The 20,659-nt window shown below is 59.7% G+C and carries 16 protein-coding genes and 1 riboswitch; of the genes, 8 read left to right on the forward strand and 8 right to left on the reverse strand.

The window, feature by feature from the left end; all coding sequences use genetic code 11:
• Positions 1-386: 386 nt before the first annotated feature.
• Positions 387-2,111, forward strand: coding sequence for an ABC-F family ATP-binding cassette domain-containing protein (locus ACJ8IJ_RS00480; RefSeq protein ID WP_442518166.1), 1,725 nt, complete (start codon positions 387-389; stop codon positions 2,109-2,111).
• Positions 2,112-2,158: 47 nt separating this feature from the next.
• Positions 2,159-2,584 (forward strand): GNAT family N-acetyltransferase, encoded by a 426-nt coding sequence (locus tag ACJ8IJ_RS00485; protein ID WP_171403690.1) that lies wholly within the window; start codon positions 2,159-2,161, stop codon positions 2,582-2,584.
• On the opposite strand, the gene ACJ8IJ_RS00490 is transcribed toward ACJ8IJ_RS00485, so the two are convergent.
• Positions 2,574-3,206, reverse strand: a complete 633-nt coding sequence (locus ACJ8IJ_RS00490; RefSeq protein WP_265260700.1) for a TetR/AcrR family transcriptional regulator — start codon at positions 3,204-3,206, stop codon at positions 2,574-2,576. The genes ACJ8IJ_RS00485 and ACJ8IJ_RS00490 overlap by 11 nt on opposite strands.
• 22 nt (positions 3,207-3,228) lie before the next feature.
• Positions 3,229-6,333 (reverse strand): efflux RND transporter permease subunit, encoded by a 3,105-nt coding sequence (locus ACJ8IJ_RS00495; protein ID WP_197753148.1) that lies wholly within the window; start codon positions 6,331-6,333, stop codon positions 3,229-3,231.
• 179 nt (positions 6,334-6,512) lie between these two features.
• On the opposite strand from ACJ8IJ_RS00495, the gene ACJ8IJ_RS00500 reads away from it, so the two are divergent.
• Entirely contained in the window at positions 6,513-7,358 is an 846-nt protein-coding gene (locus tag ACJ8IJ_RS00500) for an inositol monophosphatase (protein ID WP_197753149.1), read from the forward strand.
• Here the strand turns inward: ACJ8IJ_RS00500 and ACJ8IJ_RS00505 are convergent.
• From ACJ8IJ_RS00505 to ACJ8IJ_RS00525, 5 genes are all read right to left on the reverse strand, one after another.
• Positions 7,301-8,677, reverse strand: a complete 1,377-nt coding sequence (locus ACJ8IJ_RS00505) for a cation diffusion facilitator family transporter (protein ID WP_442518167.1) — start codon at positions 8,675-8,677, stop codon at positions 7,301-7,303. The two genes, ACJ8IJ_RS00500 and ACJ8IJ_RS00505, sit on opposite strands and share 58 nt — an antisense overlap.
• A gap of 26 nt (positions 8,678-8,703) precedes the next feature.
• On the reverse strand, positions 8,704-8,883 hold the full coding sequence (locus tag ACJ8IJ_RS00510) for a hypothetical protein (protein ID WP_004938106.1): 180 nt from the start codon (positions 8,881-8,883) through the stop codon (positions 8,704-8,706).
• Between the two features lie 107 nt (positions 8,884-8,990).
• Complete coding sequence (gene mgtS / locus ACJ8IJ_RS00515; protein WP_004938109.1) at positions 8,991-9,083, reverse strand: protein MgtS; 93 nt, start codon at positions 9,081-9,083, stop codon at positions 8,991-8,993.
• Positions 9,084-9,212: 129 nt separating this feature from the next.
• Complete coding sequence (locus ACJ8IJ_RS00520; RefSeq protein WP_154870345.1) at positions 9,213-10,235, reverse strand: magnesium transporter; 1,023 nt, start codon at positions 10,233-10,235, stop codon at positions 9,213-9,215.
• A gap of 75 nt (positions 10,236-10,310) precedes the next feature.
• Positions 10,311-10,484, reverse strand: a riboswitch (M-box (ykoK) riboswitch).
• Between the two features lie 142 nt (positions 10,485-10,626).
• Positions 10,627-12,246 (reverse strand): ABC transporter substrate-binding protein, encoded by a 1,620-nt coding sequence (locus ACJ8IJ_RS00525; protein ID WP_442518168.1) that lies wholly within the window; start codon positions 12,244-12,246, stop codon positions 10,627-10,629.
• Between the two features lie 411 nt (positions 12,247-12,657).
• On the opposite strand from ACJ8IJ_RS00525, the gene ACJ8IJ_RS00530 reads away from it, so the two are divergent.
• Genes ACJ8IJ_RS00530 through ACJ8IJ_RS00540 form a run of 3 tightly spaced genes read left to right on the forward strand, consistent with a single transcriptional unit; the run spans position 12,658 to position 16,325 of the window.
• Complete coding sequence (locus ACJ8IJ_RS00530) at positions 12,658-13,674, forward strand: iron ABC transporter substrate-binding protein (protein WP_099032645.1); 1,017 nt, start codon at positions 12,658-12,660, stop codon at positions 13,672-13,674.
• A 33-nt stretch (positions 13,675-13,707) separates the two neighbouring features.
• Positions 13,708-15,291 (forward strand): ABC transporter permease, encoded by a 1,584-nt coding sequence (locus ACJ8IJ_RS00535; RefSeq protein ID WP_033640216.1) that lies wholly within the window; start codon positions 13,708-13,710, stop codon positions 15,289-15,291.
• Positions 15,288-16,325 (forward strand): ABC transporter ATP-binding protein, encoded by a 1,038-nt coding sequence (locus ACJ8IJ_RS00540; RefSeq protein ID WP_442518169.1) that lies wholly within the window; start codon positions 15,288-15,290, stop codon positions 16,323-16,325. Before ACJ8IJ_RS00535 ends, ACJ8IJ_RS00540 begins: the two co-directional genes overlap by 4 nt.
• Before the next feature lie 32 nt (positions 16,326-16,357).
• On the opposite strand, the gene ACJ8IJ_RS00545 is transcribed toward ACJ8IJ_RS00540, so the two are convergent.
• The gene (locus tag ACJ8IJ_RS00545) at positions 16,358-17,854 is read right to left on the reverse strand and encodes an alpha/beta hydrolase (RefSeq protein ID WP_336955168.1); all 1,497 of its coding nucleotides are present in this window, start codon (positions 17,852-17,854) and stop codon (positions 16,358-16,360) included.
• A 221-nt stretch (positions 17,855-18,075) separates the two neighbouring features.
• On the opposite strand from ACJ8IJ_RS00545, the gene ACJ8IJ_RS00550 reads away from it, so the two are divergent.
• Positions 18,076-18,324: a glycine zipper domain-containing protein gene (locus tag ACJ8IJ_RS00550; RefSeq protein WP_004938127.1), complete on the forward strand. Its 249-nt coding sequence runs from the start codon at positions 18,076-18,078 to the stop codon at positions 18,322-18,324.
• Positions 18,325-18,550: 226 nt separating this feature from the next.
• Complete coding sequence (gene fusA, locus ACJ8IJ_RS00555) at positions 18,551-20,656, forward strand: elongation factor G (RefSeq protein ID WP_442518170.1); 2,106 nt, start codon at positions 18,551-18,553, stop codon at positions 20,654-20,656.
• Positions 20,657-20,659: the final 3 nt, after the last annotated feature.

The raw sequence follows: 20,659 nt of genomic DNA on the forward strand, positions 1-20,659 counted from the left end.
TAACCATAAACGCTAATTATAATAGCTGCTTAATGTCGGCCGAAATACAGTAATTATTCCCATTGTGTGCCACGCGCCCGCGCTCGCCTTAGCTTGCTGATTATTCAGGCGCTTTTACACTGGCGATACGGCATAAAGCGCTCTATAATCCAGCCACCGATTAACCTGCAACCAACAAAAGGAGACTTACTATGCTGACGTGTGAATTGGTTTTTCACTCACACTTCTTTGGTAATCGTCGCCGCTCAAGCATTACCGGTATCGCGCTGCGATAACCCAGCTTGAGCGAAGCTTACTAAATCCAGGATCTTCCCTCCGGCTTACCGGGTTGTCGTCAGCAATGTTTGACGATAGGCATTGTCATGCCTGTAACTCTTGAGTAAGCAATGAGCACATTACTGTCTGCACAATCTGTCGGTTACGACAACGCGTTCGGCGTCCTGCTGAGCGAGATTTCCTTCAGCCTGAAAAAAGGCGACCGCATCGGTTTGATCGGCGATAACGGCTGCGGCAAAAGCACCCTGCTGCAAATTCTCAGCGGCGACCTGCCTGCGCACACCGGAACGGTGACATTGTCACATCAATGTCTGATGGCGCGCATCGAGCAGCACCTGCCGTCGGAGCTGCACGCCAGCACCCTGCTGGATGCGGTACTGGCGCGGCTGCCTGCGGGCCAACACCTCAGCGAACGCTGGCGCTGCGAAGCGCTACTGGCCGAGCTGGGGTTTGAACCGGCGAGCTGGACGTTGACCGCCGGGACCCTCAGCGGCGGCCAGCATACGCGGCTGCTGTTGGCGCGCGCGCTGATCCGCCAACCCGATCTGCTGCTGCTCGACGAACCCAGCAACCACCTGGACCTGCCCACGCTGCTGTGGCTGGAACAGTTCTTGCGTAACTGGACCGGCAGTTTCGTGCTGGTGTCGCACGATCGCTACCTGCTCGACCAGGTAACCAACTGCACCTGGATCCTGCGCGACAAAACGCTGCAGTTCTTCCGTTTGCCCTGCTCTGCGGCGCGCACCGCGCTGGCGGAACAGGACGCCGCGGACGAACAGCGGCGCCACGCCGAGCAAAAGGAAATCGACCGGGTGGAAAAAAGCGCCAAGCGCCTGGCGACCTGGGGCAAGGTCTACGACAACGAAGATCTGGCGCGCAAGGCCAAGCAAATGGAGAAGCGCGTCGATCGGTTGAAGGAAGAACAGACCACCCTGACCGCCGGCAGCCCGTGGCGGCTGCGGCTGCAGGGAGAAGCGCTGGACGCCGATCGCCTGCTGGCGCTGCCGCACTGGGCGGTGCGCCCGGCGCCTGATGCGCCGGTGCTGTTCAGCCTGGAACATCTGCGCGTGAAAAGCGGCGATCGCATCGCCATCGTCGGGCGCAACGGCTGCGGCAAATCGTCGCTGTTGCGCCTGCTGTGGCGCGAGTATCAGCAACAAACGCAGCGCCCGGCGCTGTTCCATCCGCGCGTGCGCATCGGCTATTACGATCAGAGCCTGCAACAGCTGCGCGATGAAGACACGTTGAGCGAAGCGCTGGCGCAGTTTGCGCCGCTGACCGAGGAACAGCGGAAAATGGCGCTGATCGGCGCCGGGTTCCCTTACCTGCGCCACCATCAGCAAATCCGTTCGCTGAGCGGCGGCGAGCGTTCACGGTTGCTGTTTGTCGGCCTGACGCTGGCCAACCATTCGTTGCTGCTGCTGGACGAGCCCACCAACCACCTGGATATGGCGGGCAAAGAGGAGTTGGCGGAAACGCTGCGTCAGTTCCCCGGCGCCGTCATGCTGGTCACCCACGATCGGATGCTGATCGAACAGAGCTGCAACCGCTTTTGGCTGATAGACCAGCAAAAACTGGAGGAGTGGCACGATCTGGCGCCGGTGTACCAGCGTCTGGCGGGTGAAACGCCGGCGCTGGCGCACGAGGCCAACGCAGACGCCCCGACGCCAACCCCGCAGTTGGAAGGCGAAGAGGCGTTGCTGACCGCCCTGTTTGCCCTCGAAAGCAAACTGGAGGCCGACCTGGCGCGTAAACCGAAGCATCAAAAACCGGAGCTTCAGGCGCGTTGGCGCCGCGAGATTGCCGACATCACCGCCCGGTTGAGTCTGGGTTAATCTTGACAGGCCGCCATCCGGCGGCCTGTTTTTTGACGGAGTGCGACATGGCATTTTCCCTTGAGCAAGCCTCACTCGCGCAGCGCCCGCTGCTGGCGGCCATGCTGTCCGATTGCCTTCGCGAGCTGGGCGTCGATGGGGATTACCCCTATTTGCCGCTCTACTGGCGCGAGGCCGGCCGCTACCCCTATTTGATGTTGAGCGATCGGCAAACGGCCGGGTTCGCGTTGGTCAGGCGTCTCGATAGCGCCACCGTCGAAATGGCGGAGTTCTACATCAAGCCCGAATGGCGACGCAACGGGCTTGGACAACAGGCTGCCCGCGCCTTGTTCGCGCAGCATCCCGGCGGTTGGTCGCTGTCGGTCAGCCAGGATAATCCGCGCGGGCTGGCGTTTTGGCGGGCGGCGATACCAGCCGAGGCTCTACATATGCAACAAAGCACCAGGCTCACGTTCTCTTTCGTTATTCGGTAATGGCAGACGGCGAATATTGCCAGGCCAAAAGAAACGCGGTGATAGCCGCTTCGGTCATTTGTTGCAATTGTTCCGGCGTCGGCCACTGGTCGGATAGCAAAACCGCGGGCAACGGATACCCCATAACCGCGCCCAGAAATGCCATCGCCTGCGGCTGCGCATGGACAAATTGGATTTGCCCATGCTGCCGCGCCTGTTCCAATATCCTCGCTAACGCCTGAAGCACTCGCCCGGCATTGCGTTCGCGCAACGTGGCGTACAACTCAGGTTTCTGCAACAGCAGTTGCACCAGCAACCGCTGAAAATGCACGTTCTCAACGCTGAAAAAATGCGCCTGAACCACCGAGGCGAAACGTGCCAACACCTGCGGTAAATCCACACTCTCCTGTGTCAGAATGGTGGCAATTGGCGGCTGCATCTTTTCGATAAGATGGTTGAACGTCTCCAACACCAAGGCATCCTTGCTCGGGAAATGATTGTATAAGGTTTGACGGGTGGTTCCCGCCTCGTTGGCTATCTCGTCCAAAGAGATGTCCAAGCCCTGCTGCAAAAACAGAACGCTGGCGGTTTCCAGTATCCGGGGCCTGGCCTTCATCGGCCTTCCCGGTTGACGGTTGATCATATTATCTCCCCTGCCCAGAGGCTCATTTTCGCGCTTTAAGTCGTGCCAACCCTTGTTTAGTCAGAACAAAAAACAGCGGTACGAACAATAATGTCAGCAGTGTGCCAGAAATCATGCCGCCTATCACAGCAATACCGATTTCGCGCCGGCTGGCGGCCCCGGCACCGACAGAAAGCGCCAGCGGGATTACACCAGCGACAAACGCCAATGAAGTCATCACGATGGGCCGCAGACGCAATCGCGCCCCTTCCAATGTCGCCTGCAACAAAGCGGATCCCGTTTTTAGCTGTGTTTCAACAAACTCGACGATCAGGATCGCGTTTTTCGCCGCCAGACCAATCGTCGTCAACATTCCCACCTGGAAGTAAATATTGTTTTCATACCCCGCAAGGCGTGCGGCAACAACGGCTCCGATAATCCCGAGGGGAATGATCAGCATCACAGACAACGGAATAGACCAACTCTCATACAGCGCGGCAAGACAGAGGAAAATGAACAACACCGAGGCTAGATACACCACCAGTGTTTGCCCGGCGGCCAATTGCTCCTGATATGAGAGCCCACTCCACTCAAGGCGGTAGCCGTCTATATCGCCGATGATACTCTGCATACGCGCCATCGCGGTGCCGGAGCTTTCTCCCTCGGCTGCCGCCCCCTGTAACTGCGTGGCCGACAGCCCGTTAAAGCGCTGAAGCATTTGTGGGCCTGAGAGCCAACGCGTAGTCGCGAAGCTGGCAAAGGACGCCATGCTGCCGCTTTCACCACGTACAAACCAACTATCGATATCATCCGGCGCCGAGCGCCAGGCCGCATCCCCCTGCATGTAGACCCGCTTCACGCGGCCGCGATCGATAAAATCGTTAATATAAGCGCCTCCCCATGCGGCAGAAAGCGTGTTGGTGATGTCAGCCTGCTGCAGCCCTTGTGCGCTAGCTTTTTGCTGGTCGATATCGACCTGCAATTGCGCTTTATCTTCGAGGCCGTTTATGCGCACCGCCGTTAACAACGGATCTTCGGTAGCGGCGGCGATCACCTGCCTCTGAGCAGCTTGCAGCGCGTCATGCCCGACGCCGTTTTGATCTTGTAACCACAATTCAAATCCACTGGACTGCCCCAACCCGCGCACCGCCGGCGGCGACAACACATTGATCTGCGCGTCACGATAGCTTTTGAAATGGCGATTGGCGCGGCTAATAATCGCCTGCGCGTTATTTTCATCACCGCTGCGTAGCGACCAATGTTTCAGTTCGGCAAACGCCATACCGACATTCTGACCACTGCCGGCGTTATTGCGCCCGACAACCATGAAGATTACATTCAGGTTGTCCCGCTCGGCGGTCATGAAATAGTCGGCGATAGCGTCAGCAGTCTGTTGCGTTCTGGCCATCGGGGCACCTGGCGGCAGAGAAAACTGGACCATTACCGAGCCCTGATCCTCAACCGGGAGAAAACCGGTAGGCATACGCAGATATTGCCAGATCATGAAACTAACCAGCAGCAGCGCCAACAGGCAAAAACGCCCCTTGCGCGCCATCACATGGTTCAATCCCAGTCCATAACGCCGCTGCCCGTATTCCACCAGGCGGTTAAAGCCGCGAAAAAAACGGCTGCGCGGCCGGTGCACCGGCGGTTTCAGCAAACCGGCACACAGTGCCGGCGTCAAGGTCAACGCAACTAAAACCGACAGCACCATAGCCGCGACCAGCGTGATGGAAAACTGTCGGTAGATCATCCCGGTTGAACCGCCGAAAAATGCCATTGGAATAAATACCGCCGAAAGTACCAGCGCGATGCCGATCAGAGCGCCATTGATCTCCCGCATCGAAAGCAACGTCGCCTCGCGCGGTGACAATTGCGCCTCCTCCATCACGCGCTCAACATTTTCAACCACCACAATCGCGTCATCTACCAACAGGCCGATCGCGAGCACCATGGCGAACAGTGTCAAGGTGTTTACGCTGTAACCCAACAGCGCCAAAACACCGAAAGTGCCGAGCAACACTACGGGTACCGTAATGGTGGGGATCAGCGTGGCGCGCCAATTTTGCAAAAACAGATACATCACCACAATCACTAGCGCGATCGCTTCCAACAGCGTTTGTACGACGCCTTCAATGGAAACCAGTACGAACGGCGTGCTGTCTCGGGGATAAGCCACCTGCAACCCCGGTGGAAACTGCGGGGCCCTGCGATTCACTTCGGCCCGTACCCGCTCTGCCACCTCCAGCGCATTGGCGCCGGAAGCCAACTGAATCGAAATACCCGCCGCCGGGTGACCATTGAGGCGCGTTTGGTTTTGATAGTTTTCCGCCCCGATTTCAACACGAGCAACATCGCGCAAATACACCGCCGAACCGTCGGTATTGGTACGCAGAATAATATCCTCAAACTGTTCCGGCGTTTCCAGCCGCGATTGTGCGGTCACGGTCGCGTTCAACGACTGGCCTTCTATCGTAGGCAAGGCTCCGATCTCACCGCTGGTGACCTGGGCATTTTGCGCTTCTATGGCGACCTGCACGTCAGACGGCATCAAACCATAGCCGCTCAGTTTGATCGGATTGAGCCAAATGCGCATAGCATATTGGGCACCAAACACCGTCGTCTCCCCGACGCCATCCACCCGGCTCAGCGGATCTTGCAGCGAACTGACCAGAAAATCATTGATATCAACGCTGTCCATACGGCCTTGCGTGTCGTACAAGGCAACCACCATTAGGCTATCACCCTGCGATTTAGTCACAGTGATGCCTTGCTGCTGCACTTCTTGCGGCAATCGCGACGTTGCTTGATTGACCGCATTTTGCACTTGAACCTGAGCAATGTCCGGATCGGTTTGTTGTTCGAAGCTAAGGCTGATGCGAGCCTGGCCCGCCGAACTGCTGGTTGATGAGAAATACAACAGGCCATCGATGCCTTTAATTTGTTGTTCGATAATCTGAGTCACGCTGTCCTCTACCGTTTTGGCCGAAGCACCGGGGTAATTGGCTGTCACCGTGACACCAGGTGGCGCGATGTCGGGATATTGCTCAATCGGCAATGTCCAGAGCGCCAGAACACCCGCTGCCATAATGCAGATGGCCAGCACGGCCGCAAACACCGGTCGAAAGATGAAAAAATGCGCTAGCATGCCTGACCCCTCTGATTATCTTGCTGACGGATGCTTTGATGGTACGTTTAATAATTAAATTTACTTTACAGTAAAGTAAATAAATTAAATCAAACCTGAAATCAAGCAGGAATAGACACCGTATTGTCATCTGACTATGGCACCCTGCACACTAAACTTTGTTTGGAATACTGCCTGCCATGACGTCACTCTCTCCACGGGACATCGAGGCGCGCTACCGCTTCGCGCGTGAGATCGCCCGCGCCGCCGCCGATCTCGCCTTCAGCTTTTATCAGCGCCGGCAAAGTCTGGCCGTCGAGTTTAAACAGGGCCTGCAGGACGTGGTCAGCGAAGCCGATCGCCGCGTCGAGGCGCTGATCCGCCGTATGATCAACCGCCGATTTCCCCAGGACGGGTTTCTCGGCGAAGAGAGCGGCGGCAGCGGTGATAACGCCGCCTGTATTTGGGTGGTCGATCCGATTGACGGCACCGCCTGCTTCCTGAACGGGTTGCATACCTGGTGTATCGCGATAGGCGTGGTGATCGACGGCGAGCCAACGATCGGCGTGGTCTACGATCCCAACCACCGCGAGATGTTCCGCGCCTGCCGCGGCCAAGGCGCTTTCCTCAACGGGGAACCGATCGGCGTGCATGCCGGGCGCAGCGTCGCGGATGGCGTGATGGGCGTCGGGATATCACCGCGCGCCTCTGCGGCGGAATTCAGCGGTTTTCTCTGTCGCCTGCTGCAGGCGGGCGGCATGTTTGTGCGCAGCGGCTCCGGCGCGTTGATGACCGCCCAGGTGGCCGCCGGGCGCCTGCTGGGCTATTACGAACCGCATATGAACGCCTGGGACAGCCTGCCTGGGCTGGTGCTGACGCGCGAAGCCGGCGGCGTGGCGAACGACTTCATGAACAATAACGGGCTGCGGCGCGGCAACCCGCTGCTGCTGGCCAACGCGGCGCTCTATCCGCAATTGGCCGAGCTGATTCAAACGCCGGGCTTGATCGGCTCGACGTGCCCTATCGCGCGTGAGATGGCCGGATAAAGCGCGCGCAGCCGCCGCTCGACCCGATCGACCGCATCGTGCGCGGCGGCGATGGTTACCGCCGGCGACACCCGGCAGTGGAAGTTGACGATGATGCCACCGTCGGTTCTGCGCGCCCGGATGTTATGGACGTCTTGCACCTTATCCCCCTGCTCCAGCGCCGACTGCAAAATCAGCCGGATATCGGCCAGCTCGGCGGCGGAAACATCCTCGCTGGCCAGCCAGTGCGGCGTCTGCGGTTCCAGATGGGTCTCTATCTCGGTGTCCTCGCCGATCGTCTGACGCAGGATCCCTTCTATCTCCGTGGCGATATCATGCGCCTGCGCCACGCTGGCGTTGGCCGGCACCGCCAGATCCATGCCGATCGCCATGTGCGTCGGCAACTGCTGCAAGGTGACGTTCTGCACCTGCGCGCCGTGATTGGCGGCGATCGCCCGAATGCGCGTCGCCATGTCTTCGTCGCTGCGGGTCTGCGGCACCGCGATGACGGTAAACTCCGCCTTGGCATACTGCTCCCGCAGTCGTTCGACGATTTCTCGCTTCAACGCATCGATGCGCTCCAGCGGCAAGGTGCGGCACACCGCCACCGTGATCTCGACAAACAGTACGGCGCCGGCGTTGCGAATGCGCACGCTGTCGCAGGCCAGCACCGCCGGGAAGCTGTCCAGCGTGGCGCGAATCGCCTCGGTGGCTCCGGCCGGCGCGGCATCCATCAGCGAGTCGAAGGAGCGTTTACCCAGTTTGATTGCCGCGACAAAGATAAAACCGGCGACGATCAGCGCGGCGATGGCGTCCGCACGGCCAAAGCCCAGCAGCACAAACACCATGCCCAGCAGCACCACGCCGGACGAAAGCATGTCGGAGAAGAAATGCAGCGCATCCGCCTCCAGCGCCGCGCTGTCGGTCGCCTTGGCGACGCGGTTGAGCGCCCGCACGCGGAAAAAATCGACGCAGATGGAAATCAGCAGCACCGCGATCACCACCGGCGCCGCGACGATCTCATGCGGTTGTCCGAGCAGGCTGCTGCCCGCCTCGTAGACGATCCAACCGGCGGCGCCGAGCAACAGCAACACCTCGAACAGCGCCGCCAGGTTTTCCACCTTGCCGTGGCCGAAGTGGTGATCGTCATCGGCGGGTTTATCGCTGATGCGCACCGCCAGCCAGGTGATGCTGGTGGAGATAAAATCGGTGAAAGAGTGGATCCCTTCGGATATCAGGCCAATACTGCCGGTAAAAATGCCGGCGACGAATTTGCCCGTGGCCAGCAACCCGCTGGCGATCATCGAGTTTCTGGCCACGGCCTGTTTTTCATTTTGCATGATGCTGCTCACATTCGGACGGTGATTTATTTTTTTACTTTAGAGGATAATTGCCAGACAAAGGCGATCAGCAGCATACTGCCAGAGAAAGTCAGCATGAGGCTAGTAAGAAAATTGGATTTCCCGGTGGAATAAAAATAAATCTCATTCACCCCCACCGAAATCATTAAAATGGCGTAGAGCAATCCCAGAATAAGAATCGTCATTATTATCAACTCCCGTATCAGGCCGCGCGTTCAGCGCGCCGCTAAATCCTCCCCATAATAAATAGCGGTTACGGGGAGGATGCATCTAGGCGGATCTTTAGCGTTCATCAATCATCCCATTTGGTACTCATATAGGCCGCCAACAGGCCCAGCGAGCTGATCATTGCCAGGAATCCCATAAAAATAGTCATGTTTCCCATTATTTTGTCCTCAGGTTAAATGTTATCGATAAAATCCCCTTGCGTTAAATGTCGGGGTTGGTCGGCGTCCATGGTTTTTAACGTCCTCCTCAGGTTTGTCACATTTCCGCCCTTTACGGGCGGAGCGGTTTAAATACCCAAAACGTGCTGGGCGATTTTGAAATAAATAATCAGGCCGGTGCCATCGATAAAGGTGGCGATAAACGGCGCCGACACCACGGCAGGATCGATGCCGAGACGTTTCAGCAGCATCGGGATGATCGACGAAACAATGGCGCTCCACACGGTGATCGCCACCAGCGACAGGCTGACCACCAGCGTCACCTCCATGCCGACGCCCATGATCCAGGCGCGCACCCAGGCCGCCAGGCCGATGGTGACGGCGATCAGCAGCGAGGTCGTGACCTCCTTGCGGATCACCGCGCCCAGGTTGCGCAGGCTGACCTCGCCCAGCGCCATGGCGCGCACCAGCGTCGAGGTGATCTGGGTGCCGCTGTTGCCGCCGGTGCCGATCAGCAGCGGGATAAAGAACGCCAGCGCAATCGCCGCTTCGAGCTGATCTTCAAACGCTTTCAGCACGTTGCCGGTGTAGGCTTCAGCGACGAACAACATCAGCAGCCACACCGAGCGTTTACGCCACAGCGCCCACGGGCTGGTCTCCAGATAAGGCTTGTCCAGCGGCAGGCTCGCGCCCTGGCGTTGTGCATCCTCGGTGTTTTCATCCTCGACCAGCTGGGCGATCTCACGCTCGCCCAGTACGCCGACCAGCGTGTTATTGGCCACCACCGGCACCACGTCCAGCCCCCCTTTGCCCAGCAGATGCGCCACGTCGTTGCGGTCATCGTCGGGCGAAACCTGGAAATAGCTGTAATCCATCATTACGCCGACGGCTTTATCCTGTTCTTCGCACTGCAACAGTTTTTTCACCGACAGTGTGCCGCGCAGATGATAATCGTCCGCGGTAATAAATACCCGGCTGGGAATTTCGTCCGTTTTGAGCTGCGAAAGTAAATATTCCCGGGCATGATTGACCGTCATCGTTGCGGGAACGGTAATAAAATCGGCGTTCATATAACCGGCGACCGAAGTCTCGTCGAGAGTTTCAGTCGCGTTCAGCGCCGGAGAAGAATAGTGTTGATGTGACTTGATCATTTTGTCAGTCCCTATTTCTGTTGTGAACTTCAACAGCGAATCGCATAGGGGCGTAACCACAGAGGGAGTGCAGACTGCCTATCTCCGCGTCCAGGTTTTAGCACTATACAACGTATCCGAGTTGTTGCTCGGAAGTTACTTTGGGCTAAACCTTAATCCGATAAAGCCTGTCTTAACCTTGGGCATCTCTCGATGTCGTCAGATCAGTAACCTGTGTTTGTATAGGAGCCTCGCCAAACGAGATACTGCATATAAACTACCGGCGCAGTATAGGCGTTGTTTTATCCGGCGGGAAGAAAAGATTGCCCGTCGTTTATGGAGTATTTAGGATAATTTTAATTAAACGGCCATTTATAAAAACGGCTGATATAAATCAGCCGTTTTTTATTTTTCAGTGTTCGAGAATGTAGACGTTTTTATCGTATAAGGCGCCCTGACGAGTAAAGTCGATCCCCTTCACGTAAGGTTTGATGAGCGTGGCGTTGGCTTCGTAGTACACCGGCGCGACCGGCGTATCGACGGCCAGCACCGCCTCGGCCTGCTGGAAATACTGCTGCACCTGCTGCGGTGTCGGCGCCGCCGTCGCCTGATGCAGAATGCGATCGTACTCCGGATTGCGGTATTTGGGGCTGTTCTCGCTGCTGTCGGAACGGAACACGTTCAGGAAAGTAGACGGATCGTTGTAATCCGCCAGCCAGCGGGTAAAGGCCACGCCGTACTGCCCGCGGTTGATATTGTCCAGCGTGACTTTGCGCTCCTGGCTTTGCAAGGTGGCCTCTGCGCCGAGGTTCTTTTTCCACATGGCGGCGGCGGCGATGACGATCTTCTTGATGGTGGCGTCATTGCTGTACAACACGGTAAAGCGCAGCGGATGCTCGGCGTTGAATCCGGCCTGCGCCAGCAGTTGCTTCGCCTGGGCGTGGCGTTGTTCCGGCGTCAAACCGGCCGCGGCGCCGGGCTGCAGGCTATAGCCGCCCGCCCCGGTTGGGGTAAAGGTCCAGGCCGGCTGCTGGCCGTATCCCAACACTTTGCCGGCGATAATCTCTTTGTCCAGCGCCAGGTTCAGCGCCTGGCGCACCCGCACGTCGTTAAACGGCGCCTGGCGGTTGTTGAAGGCGAAATAGCTGGTGGAGAGCAGTGGATAGGTCACCAGCTGTTGCTCGCCGAGCGTTTTTTTCAGCTGCTGATACAGCTCCGGCGGCGTGGTATACCCCAGCTCAACCTCACCGGCGCGAAAACGCGCCACTTCCGGGAAGCCCTGGATCGGCAAGAAGGTGACCTTGTTGAGCACGGTATTGGCGTTATCCCAATACTGCGGGTTACGTTCCACCACCACCTTTTCGTTGACCACCCACTGGCTGAGGCGGAACGCCCCGTTGCCGACAAAGTGCGCCGGCTGCGTCCAGTTTTTGCCGTACTGCTCCACCACCTTGCGGTTAACCGGCAAAACCGGGAAATGCACCAGTTGCTTGAGCAGATAGGAATTAGGCTCCGACAGCGTCACCTGCAGAGTGTGCGCATTCAGCGCCTTAACGCCCAGCTCGCTCGGCGGTTTGCTGCCGGCGTTGATCGCCGACGCATTCAGCACGTAGGCCGAAGCCAGATAGCTACCGTACGGCGAGGCGGTTTTCGGATCGGTGAGGCGCCGCCAGCTGTAAACGAAATCGTCGGCGGTCACCGGATCGCCGTTCGACCATTTGGCCTGCGGCCGCAGATGGAAAGTCCAGACGTTGCCCTGATGCTCCCACGTCTGCGCCAGTGCCGGGATCACTTCACCGTCTTTTCCGACGCGCAGCAAGCCTTCGAACAGATCGTTGAAGATGTAGAACTCCACATTGCTTTCGGCCAGGTTTGGATCCAGCGTCGCCGGTTCATACCCGTTGGCGCGCACCAGTTCTTGCACCGCCGCCAGTTTAACGCCTGCCGGCACCTCGGCGGCATGGGCAGCCGTAGCGTTAAAAGCCAGGAGGATTAAACCAGCCAGTTTCTTGCCATTAAATGAATATTTCACGTCGATATCCCTGATTAGTGTTTTATCGCGTTTAATATGCAATGAGGCAGTGGAATAAATTAAATCATTAATCGCTATGAGTCATAACCAAAAGCGGTGTTGAATTTCTTTCATTATCAAAGAAGTACTGGCGACAGAACGATGAAAAACACGAGGATAAACGCGGAGACCGGCATTGCCGTCAGGAACGCCGTGAACCGGCGGTGACATAAATTCAGGCAATCAATACAGATTATTCCAGCCGAAGCTTAACTTATCCTTAGGGCAATTCATTTTGTGAGCGATCGTCAAAAATAATTTAATACGAATCGTTTTCACTATCATTATTGATGTTCTTGGCTAAAATCGGCCTGCTTGCGCTCGCCAGGCGATATTCGTTTTCTTCATTCGAACGCTAAAAAGGATAACTGCATGAAGCTGCGTATTTCATCTCTCGGCCCCGTCGCCCTGCTCGCCTCCTCGATGATGCTGGCCTTTGGCGCTCAGGCGGCCTCCGCCGACCAGGGCATCGTTATTTATAACGCCCAGCATGAAAATCTGGTGAAATCCTGGGTCGACGGATTTACCAAAGACACCGGCATCAAGGTGACGCTGCGCAACGGCGGCGACAGCGAACTGGGCAACCAACTGGTACAGGAAGGCAGCGCTTCACCTGCCGACGTGTTCCTGACGGAAAACTCCCCGGCAATGGTGTTGGTGGATAACGCCAAGCTGTTCGCCCCGCTGGACGCTGCCACGCTGGCGCAGGTGGAACCACAATATCGCCCAAGCCACGGCCGCTGGATCGGCATCGCCGCCCGCTCTACCGTATTTGTTTATAACCCGGCCAAACTGAGCGACGCGCAGCTGCCGAAATCACTGCTGGATCTGGCCAAGCCGGAATGGAAAGGCCGCTGGGCCGCTTCGCCGTCGGGCGCCGATTTCCAGGCGATCGTCAGCGCGCTGCTGGAGCTGAAAGGCGAGAAAGCCACGCTGGCGTGGCTGAAAGCGATGAAAACCAACTTTACCGCCTATAAAGGCAACAGCACGGTGATGAAAGCGGTCAATGCCGGCCAGATCGACAGCGGCGTGATCTATCACTACTACCCGTTCGTGGACGGCGCGAAAACCGGCGAGAACAGCAACAACATCAAGCTGTATTACTTCAAACATCAGGATCCGGGCGCATTCGTCAGCATCTCCGGCGGCGGCGTGCTGGCTTCCAGCAAGCATCAGCAGCAGGCGCAGGCGTTCATCAAGTGGATCACCGGCAAACAGGGCCAGGAGATCCTGCGCACCAACAATGCCTTCGAATACGCCGTCGGCGTCGGCGCGGCCTCCAACCCGAAACTGGTGCCGCTGAAAGATCTGGACGCGCCGAAGGTAGACGCCGCGCAGTTGAACAGTAAGAAAGTTGTCGAACTGATGACCGAGGCCGGCCTGCTGTAAGGCCCGCCGGCAAACCGAGAGTTTTTGATCGTTATGTCAAACCTGAGTACCCACGCCGCGCAGACCGCGCGGCGTTATTCTGTTGTCCCCCGTCACCCGCGGCCAGGGGCGATCGTGGTGGTCAGCGCCGTGTTGCTGTCGCTGCTGGCGCTGTTGCCGCTGGGATTCGTTATCGGCGTGGCGTTTGAAACCGGCTGGCAAACGGTCAAAGCTCTGGTTTTCCGCCCGCGCGTGGCGGAACTGCTGTTGAATACCCTGCTGTTGGTGGTACTGACGCTGCCGATCTGCGCCGTGCTGGGGGTGGCCCTGGCCTGGTTGACCGAACGCACCACGCTGCCGGGCCGGCGTCTCTGGGCGGTATTGGCGACCGCGCCGCTGGCGGTGCCGGCCTTTGTGCAAAGCTATGCCTGGATCAGTCTGGTGCCGTCGATGCACGGCCTGGGCGCCGGCGTTTTCATCTCGGTGCTCGCCTATTTTCCGTTTATCTACCTGCCGGCCGCCGCCGTGCTGCGCCGCCTGGATCCCGGTATCGAGGACGTCGCCACCTCACTCGGCTCCCGGCCGCCGGCGGTGTTTTTCCGCGTGGTATTGCCTCAACTGAAACTGGCGGTCTGGGGCGGCTCGCTGCTGATCGCGTTGCACTTGCTGGCGGAGTATGGCCTGTACGCCATGATCCGTTTCGATACCTTCACCACCGCGATCTTCGATCAGTTCCAGTCGACCTTCAACGGCCCGGCGGCCAACATGCTGGCCGGCGTGTTGGTGCTGTGCTGCCTGGGGCTGCTGTTGCTTGAGGCCATAAGCCGTGGCCGCGCACGCTATGCCCGCGTCGGTTCCGGCAGCGCCCGCAGCCAAACGCCGCGCCGCCTTTCGCCGCCGCTCGCCGCGCTGGCGCTGCTGCTGCCGATCGCGCTGACTGCGCTGGCGTTGGGCGTGCCTTTCATCACCCTGGCCCGCTGGCTGTGGCTGGGTGGATTCGAGGTGTGGCGCAACGCCGAGCTGTGGCCCGCGCTGTGGCAAACGCTGTCGCTGTCCGCCGCCGGCGCGCTGCTGATCACGCTGTGCGCCATTCCGATGGCCTGGCTGTCGGTACGCTATCCGGCCCGGCTGTATCGGGTGCTGGAAGGCTGCAACTACGTGACCAGCTCGCTGCCCGGCATCGTGGTGGCGCTGGCGCTGGTGACCATCACCATTCACAGCTTCCGGCCGATTTACCAGACCGAAATCACCCTGCTGCTGGCGTATCTGCTGATGTTTATGCCGCGGGCGCTGATCAATCTGCGCGCCGGTATCGCGCAGGCGCCGGTGGAATTGGAAAACGTGGCGCGCAGCCTGGGTAAATCGCCGGCGCAGGCGTTGTGGAGCACCACGCTGCGGCTGGCGGCGCCGGGCGCCGCTGCGGGCGCGGCGCTGGTATTCCTGGCGATCGCCAATGAACTGACCGCCACGCTGCTGCTGGCGCCGAACGGCACCCGCACGCTGGCCACCGGCTTCTGGGCGCTGACCAGCGAGATAGACTACGTCGCCGCCGCGCCTTATGCGCTGATTATGGTGGCGCTGTCGCTGCCGCTCACCTGGCTTCTTTATTCTCAATCTAAACGCACGGCGGGACTATGAGCACGCTCGAACTGCACGGTATCGGAAAATCTTACAACGCCATCAGAGTGCTGGAACACATTGACCTGCAGGTTACCGCCGGCAGCCGCACGGCGATCGTCGGCCCTTCCGGCTCCGGCAAAACCACTCTGCTGCGCATCATCGCCGGCTTTGAAATCCCCGACGGCGGCCAGATCCTGCTGCAGGGGCAAGCCATGGGCAACGGCGGCGGCTGGGTACCTGCGCATCTGCGCGGCATCGGCTTCGTTCCGCAGGATGGCGCGCTGTTCCCGCACTTTACCGTCGCCGGCAACATCGGTTTTGGTCTCAAGGGCAGCAAACGCGAGAAACAGCATCGCATCGAGGCGTTAATGGAGATGGTGGCGCTGGATCGCCGTCTGGCGGCCCTGTGGCCGCATGAACTGTCCGGCGGGCAGCAGCAGCGGGTCGCGCTGGCGCGCGCTCTGTCGCAGCAACCCCGGCTGATGCTGCTGGACGAGCCGTTCTCGGCGCTGGATACCGGCCTGCGCGCCGCCACCCGAAAAGCGGTGGCCGAACTGCTGACGGAGGCCAAAGTAGCGTCGATCCTGGTCACCCACGATCAGAGCGAGGCGCTGTCGTTCGCCGATCAGGTGGCGGTGATGCGCAATGGCCGGCTGGCGCAGGTGGGCGCGCCGCAGGATCTTTATCTGCGCCCGGTCGATGAACCGACCGCCAGCTTCCTTGGCGAAACGCTGGTGTTGACCGCCGAACTGGCGCACGGCTGGGCCGACTGCGCACTGGGGCGCATCGCCGTCGACGATCGCCAACGCAGCGGCCCGGCGCGCATCATGCTGCGCCCGGAGCAGATTCAAATCGGCTTGTCCGATCCGGCGCAGCGCGGCCAGGCGGTGATCACCGACATTGATTTCGCCGGCTTCGTCTCTACGCTCAACCTGCGGATGGTCGCCGGCGGCGCGCAAATCGAGATCAAAACCGTCAGCCGCGAAGGCCTGCTGCCCGGTTCTCAGGTCACTCTCAACGTGATGGGCCAGGCGCATATTTTCGCCGGCTGACTCACTTAAGGCCGGGCTGCTCCCCGGCCTTCTCAGCGGCAAATCTTGTCACGGCGCGGCTTTTTCGGCGCCAGCAGATAATCCACCACGCTTTCGTCAACGCAGCTGTCGATGCCGTTCAGCGCCAGCGTATGCCCGTCGCGTTCGCGGGTGATCAGCGGGCTTTTAAAGGCGGCGGCCATCACTTGCGCATTGCGGTACGGGGTGGTCGGATCGTAGCGCTGGGCGACGAACAGCAGCGGCGGCAGCGCGGCGGACGCCGCCGGGGTGTGCGGCCGATCTTTGCCGCGGTACGGCCACAGATCGCACATTTCCAGCGGGTATTCGTGCAGCGGCAGATAGTGGGCATACAAAGCGGCGGTATTGATCTCCTGCCGCTGCCGGCGCAACTGCTGCGGATCGGCCGTCGGGTTGGCGACGTCGGCGCAGGTGATGACGTTCAGGGCGTCATCGGCATCCGGCGAATAGCTTTCGTCGATCAGATCGGAAACCTGCTGCCCGGCGATGCCGGCATCGAGCTGGCGCAGCACGGTGGCCAGCTCATGCCAGCGCTCCGGCCACAATAACAGCGAACGCGTGACCGTCAGCACGTCGTCGGCGGAGATTTCATAGCCTGCCGCAGTGACGAACGGCTGCTCGTGCAGCTTGCGCAGCAAGGCGTGATAGCGCTGCAGCGCCTGATTGGCGCCGCCGCCCAGCTGACAGCTGTCGGTTTTACCGCAGTAGGCGGCGAAGCGCAGGAAGCTTTGCTGGAAACCCCGTTCCTGGTTCAACCGCTGGGTGAAATCGTCCTCAGCCAGATCCACCACCCCGTCCAGCACCAGCGCGCGCGTTTTCTTCGGAAAACGCTCGGCATACAGCGCCGCCACCTTGGTGCCGTAAGAGTACGCCACCGCCGTCAGCCCTGGCTCGCCCAGCGCGTGGCGGATCGCATTCAGATCGTTGACCGCTTCGTCGGTGCCGATATGTTGCAGCACGTCCGCGCCGGTCTGTTTGATGCAGGCGGCAATCAGGGCGCGCGTCTGGTTCTCCGCGCCGGCCACGTCGTTGTCGTCCGGTTCAGGGAGTTCGTCACCTTCGGCCAGCTGGCAGGAGATTTTCGGCGTCGATTGGCCGACGCCGCGCGGATCGTAACCGATGATGTCGTAGGATTTACGCAGCCTGGCGACGTGGGCGTCGTTGCCTAAATAGGGGTTGATGCCCGGCAGGCCCGGCCCGCCGCTGATCGTCACCACGCTGCCCTTTTTCGGCCCGGTGGCGGGCAGCAGGGTCAGCGCCAGGCGCACGGTCTGTTCGCCCGCCTGCGCCGCATGAGCGGGCGGCGTGGCGTACGCCAGCGGCACCTCGAGATAGCCGCAGCGCAGCCCCGGCGGCGGCGCCTCATCGAACCAGCGCTGAAAGCCGCTGTTGAGACAAGATTGCCAACGAATGCCGTTTCCGGCCGCCGCCCCGTGGAGCGCAGGCTTAGCCTGAGCGGGCAACGCGGCGGCAGTCGCGGCGAGCAGCGCCAGAATACGCAGTACTGACATGGGGAGTCCTTTCAACTCAACGAATCGGTCAAAGGTTAACGGTACCCGGTTAAACCGCTAGCCAATAGAACACAAAAAGCCGCGCGGGTGAAGCCGCCACCGCGCGCCCGGCAAGACTTTTCTCTGCTCGGATTGCTCTTATAACGCACAGAATGCTGCAAAAAACGTCGTTTGCCTGCTAGGCTTAGGGTTCATTATCCCACAAGGAACAGGAGAGCAGCATGTTTGGAAAAGCGGAAGACAAAGCCAATGAAGCCGCAGGCGCGGTAGAAGAAGCGTTCGGCAAAGCCGTTGATTCGCCGGAGCATCAGGTGCGCGGCGCGGCGCGCAAATACGCCTCCCAGGCCAGCTATGCCGCCCGAGACGCCGCGGACAGCGTAAGAACGCAGGTGGAAGCCAACCCGCTGGCCGGCGTGGCCGTTGCGGCAGCGGTCGGCATCGTTTTCGGCTTCCTGCTGGGACGCAAATAAGCGGCGAACGCGCCGCTCGACAACAGGCCCGTTACGGGCCTTTTTTTCGCCTGCGTGCAAACTTTCATCTATCACAGCCATCGCTTAAAAAAACCAACGCCTTCAACTACGATTAGTTTGTGACCAGAGCGAGGCTCTGCGATCCGACGGATAACCCTATGAGGATTATCACCATTATCCATGCTGTTTAAGCCGCTCTCCTTCACGCGGCTAAGAAAGGTTGATTATGGCTCGCACCACCCCTATCGAACGTTACCGCAATATCGGCATCTCCGCGCATATCGATGCCGGCAAGACCACCACCACCGAGCGGATTCTGTTTTACACCGGGGTCAGCCACAAGCTGGGTGAAGTGCATGACGGCGCGGCGACCATGGACTGGATGGCGCAGGAACAGGAGCGCGGCATCACCATCACCTCGGCGGCCACCACCTGCTTCTGGAACGGCATGCAGCATAACTATCCGCAGCACCGCATCAATATCATCGACACCCCCGGGCACGTCGATTTCACCATTGAAGTGGAACGCTCGATGCGCGTGCTGGACGGCGCCGTGATGGTCTATGACTCGGTGGGCGGCGTGCAGCCGCAGTCGGAAACCGTCTGGCGCCAGGCCAACAAGTACAAGGTGCCGCGGCTGGCGTTCGTCAACAAGATGGACCGCATCGGCGCGGATTTTTTCCGCGTGCGCAAAATGATGATCGAGCGCCTGAAAGCCAACCCGGTGCCGATCGTTATCCCTATCGGCGCCGAAGACCGCTTCAGCGGCGTGGTGGATCTGGTGCGGATGAAGGCCATTCTGTGGGACGAAGCCTCGCAGGGCATGAACTTCAGCTTCGAAGAGATCCCGGCCGACCTGCGCGAATCGGCGCAGGAGTGGCGTGAAAACATGATTGAGGCCGCCGCCGAAGCCTCGGAAGAACTGATGGAGAAATACCTCAACCAGGTGCCGCTGAGCGAAGAGGAGATCGTCCACGGGCTGCGGGTGCGCACCGTCGCCGGTGAAATCCAGCCGATGCTGTGCGGATCGGCGTTCCGCAACAAAGGCGTGCAACGCATGCTGGACGCGGTGATCGAGCTGATGCCCTCGCCGCTCGATGTGCCGCCGATGGAAGGCCACGGCGAACACGATGAAATCATCACCCGCAAAGCAGACGACAACGAAAAGTTCTCGGCGCTGGCGTTCAAGCTGATGACCGATCCGTTCGTCGGCCAGCTGACCTTCGTGCGCGTCTACTCCGGGGTGCTGGCCAAAGGCAGCAGCGTTTACAACCCGATCAAAGGCAAAAAGGAGCGCATCGGCCGGATCGTGCAAATGCACGCCAACGATCGTAATGACATCGACGAGCTGCACGCCGGCGACATCGCCGCCTGCGTCGGCCTGAAGGACGTCACCACCGGCGATACGCTGTGCGATCCCGGCGCCATCATCACGCTGGAGCGCATGACCTTCCCCGAGCCGGTGATCGCCCAGGCGATCGAGCCGAAAACCAAGGGCGACCAGGAGAAAATGGGCATCGCGCTGCAGCGCCTCTCTTCGGAAGATCCGTCGTTCCGGGTGCGCACCGATGAAGAATCCGGCCAGACCATTATCTACGGCATGGGCGAGCTGCACCTGGAGATTATCGTCGATCGCATGCGCCGTGAATTCGGGGTGGAGACCACCACCGGCAAGCCGCAGGTGTCGTACCGCGAAACCATCCGCAAACGGGTGGCCGACGTGGAAGGCAAGTTCGTGCGCCAGTCCGGCGGTAAAGGGCAATACGGCCACGTGGTGCTGACCGTCGAGCCGAACGAACCCGGCAAAGGCTTCGAGTTCTTCGATGAAATCAAGGGCGGCGTCATTCCCGGCGAGTTTATCCCGGCGGTGAAAAAAGGCGTGCTCGAGGCGCTGAACAACGGCGTGCTGGCCGGTTACCAGGTAGTGGACGTCAAGGTGCACCTGACCTTCGGTTCTTACCATGACGTCGACTCGTCGGAACAGGCGTTTCGCATGGCGGCGATCTTCGGCTTCAAGGAAGCCTGCCGTCTGGCGGATCCGGTGATCCTGGAACCCATCATGTCGGTGGAGGTGGAAACGCCGGAGGATTACGCCGGCAACGTGATGGGCGATCTCTCCTCACGCCGCGGCCTGGTGCAGGGCATGGAAGAGATCCCGGGCGGCGGCGGCAAGGAAATTCGCGCCAAGGTGCCGCTGTCCGAGATGTTCGGCTACTCGACCACCCTGCGTTCGATGTCCCAGGGCCGCGCCACCTACACTATGGAATTCAGCCACTACGCCGAAGCGCCGCGCAACGTGGCCGAAGAGATCATTCACCACAGCAAGCGTTAACCC

This window comes from Serratia sp. CY40230, assembly GCF_052168835.1.
In the GTDB taxonomy this organism is placed as follows: Bacteria; Pseudomonadota; Gammaproteobacteria; order Enterobacterales; family Enterobacteriaceae; genus Serratia; species Serratia nematodiphila.

Excerpts from the sequence above, each read along its gene's own strand:
- ACJ8IJ_RS00480 (WP_442518166.1), top strand. The coding sequence starts at position 387 with ATGAGCACATTACTGTCTGCACAATCTGTCGGTTACGACAACGCGTTC.
- ACJ8IJ_RS00485 (WP_171403690.1), top strand. The coding sequence starts at position 2,159 with ATGGCATTTTCCCTTGAGCAAGCCTCACTCGCGCAGCGCCCGCTGCTG.
- ACJ8IJ_RS00490 (WP_265260700.1), bottom strand. The coding sequence starts at position 3,206 with ATGATCAACCGTCAACCGGGAAGGCCGATGAAGGCCAGGCCCCGGATA.
- ACJ8IJ_RS00495 (WP_197753148.1), bottom strand. The coding sequence starts at position 6,333 with ATGCTAGCGCATTTTTTCATCTTTCGACCGGTGTTTGCGGCCGTGCTG.
- ACJ8IJ_RS00500 (WP_197753149.1), top strand. The coding sequence starts at position 6,513 with ATGACGTCACTCTCTCCACGGGACATCGAGGCGCGCTACCGCTTCGCG.
- ACJ8IJ_RS00505 (WP_442518167.1), bottom strand. The coding sequence starts at position 8,677 with ATGCAAAATGAAAAACAGGCCGTGGCCAGAAACTCGATGATCGCCAGC.
- ACJ8IJ_RS00510 (WP_004938106.1), bottom strand. The coding sequence starts at position 8,883 with ATGACGATTCTTATTCTGGGATTGCTCTACGCCATTTTAATGATTTCG.
- mgtS (WP_004938109.1), bottom strand. The coding sequence starts at position 9,083 with ATGGGAAACATGACTATTTTTATGGGATTCCTGGCAATGATCAGCTCG.
- ACJ8IJ_RS00520 (WP_154870345.1), bottom strand. The coding sequence starts at position 10,235 with ATGATCAAGTCACATCAACACTATTCTTCTCCGGCGCTGAACGCGACT.
- ACJ8IJ_RS00530 (WP_099032645.1), top strand. The coding sequence starts at position 12,658 with ATGAAGCTGCGTATTTCATCTCTCGGCCCCGTCGCCCTGCTCGCCTCC.
- ACJ8IJ_RS00535 (WP_033640216.1), top strand. The coding sequence starts at position 13,708 with ATGTCAAACCTGAGTACCCACGCCGCGCAGACCGCGCGGCGTTATTCT.
- ACJ8IJ_RS00540 (WP_442518169.1), top strand. The coding sequence starts at position 15,288 with ATGAGCACGCTCGAACTGCACGGTATCGGAAAATCTTACAACGCCATC.
- ACJ8IJ_RS00545 (WP_336955168.1), bottom strand. The coding sequence starts at position 17,854 with ATGTCAGTACTGCGTATTCTGGCGCTGCTCGCCGCGACTGCCGCCGCG.
- ACJ8IJ_RS00550 (WP_004938127.1), top strand. The coding sequence starts at position 18,076 with ATGTTTGGAAAAGCGGAAGACAAAGCCAATGAAGCCGCAGGCGCGGTA.
- fusA (WP_442518170.1), top strand. The coding sequence starts at position 18,551 with ATGGCTCGCACCACCCCTATCGAACGTTACCGCAATATCGGCATCTCC.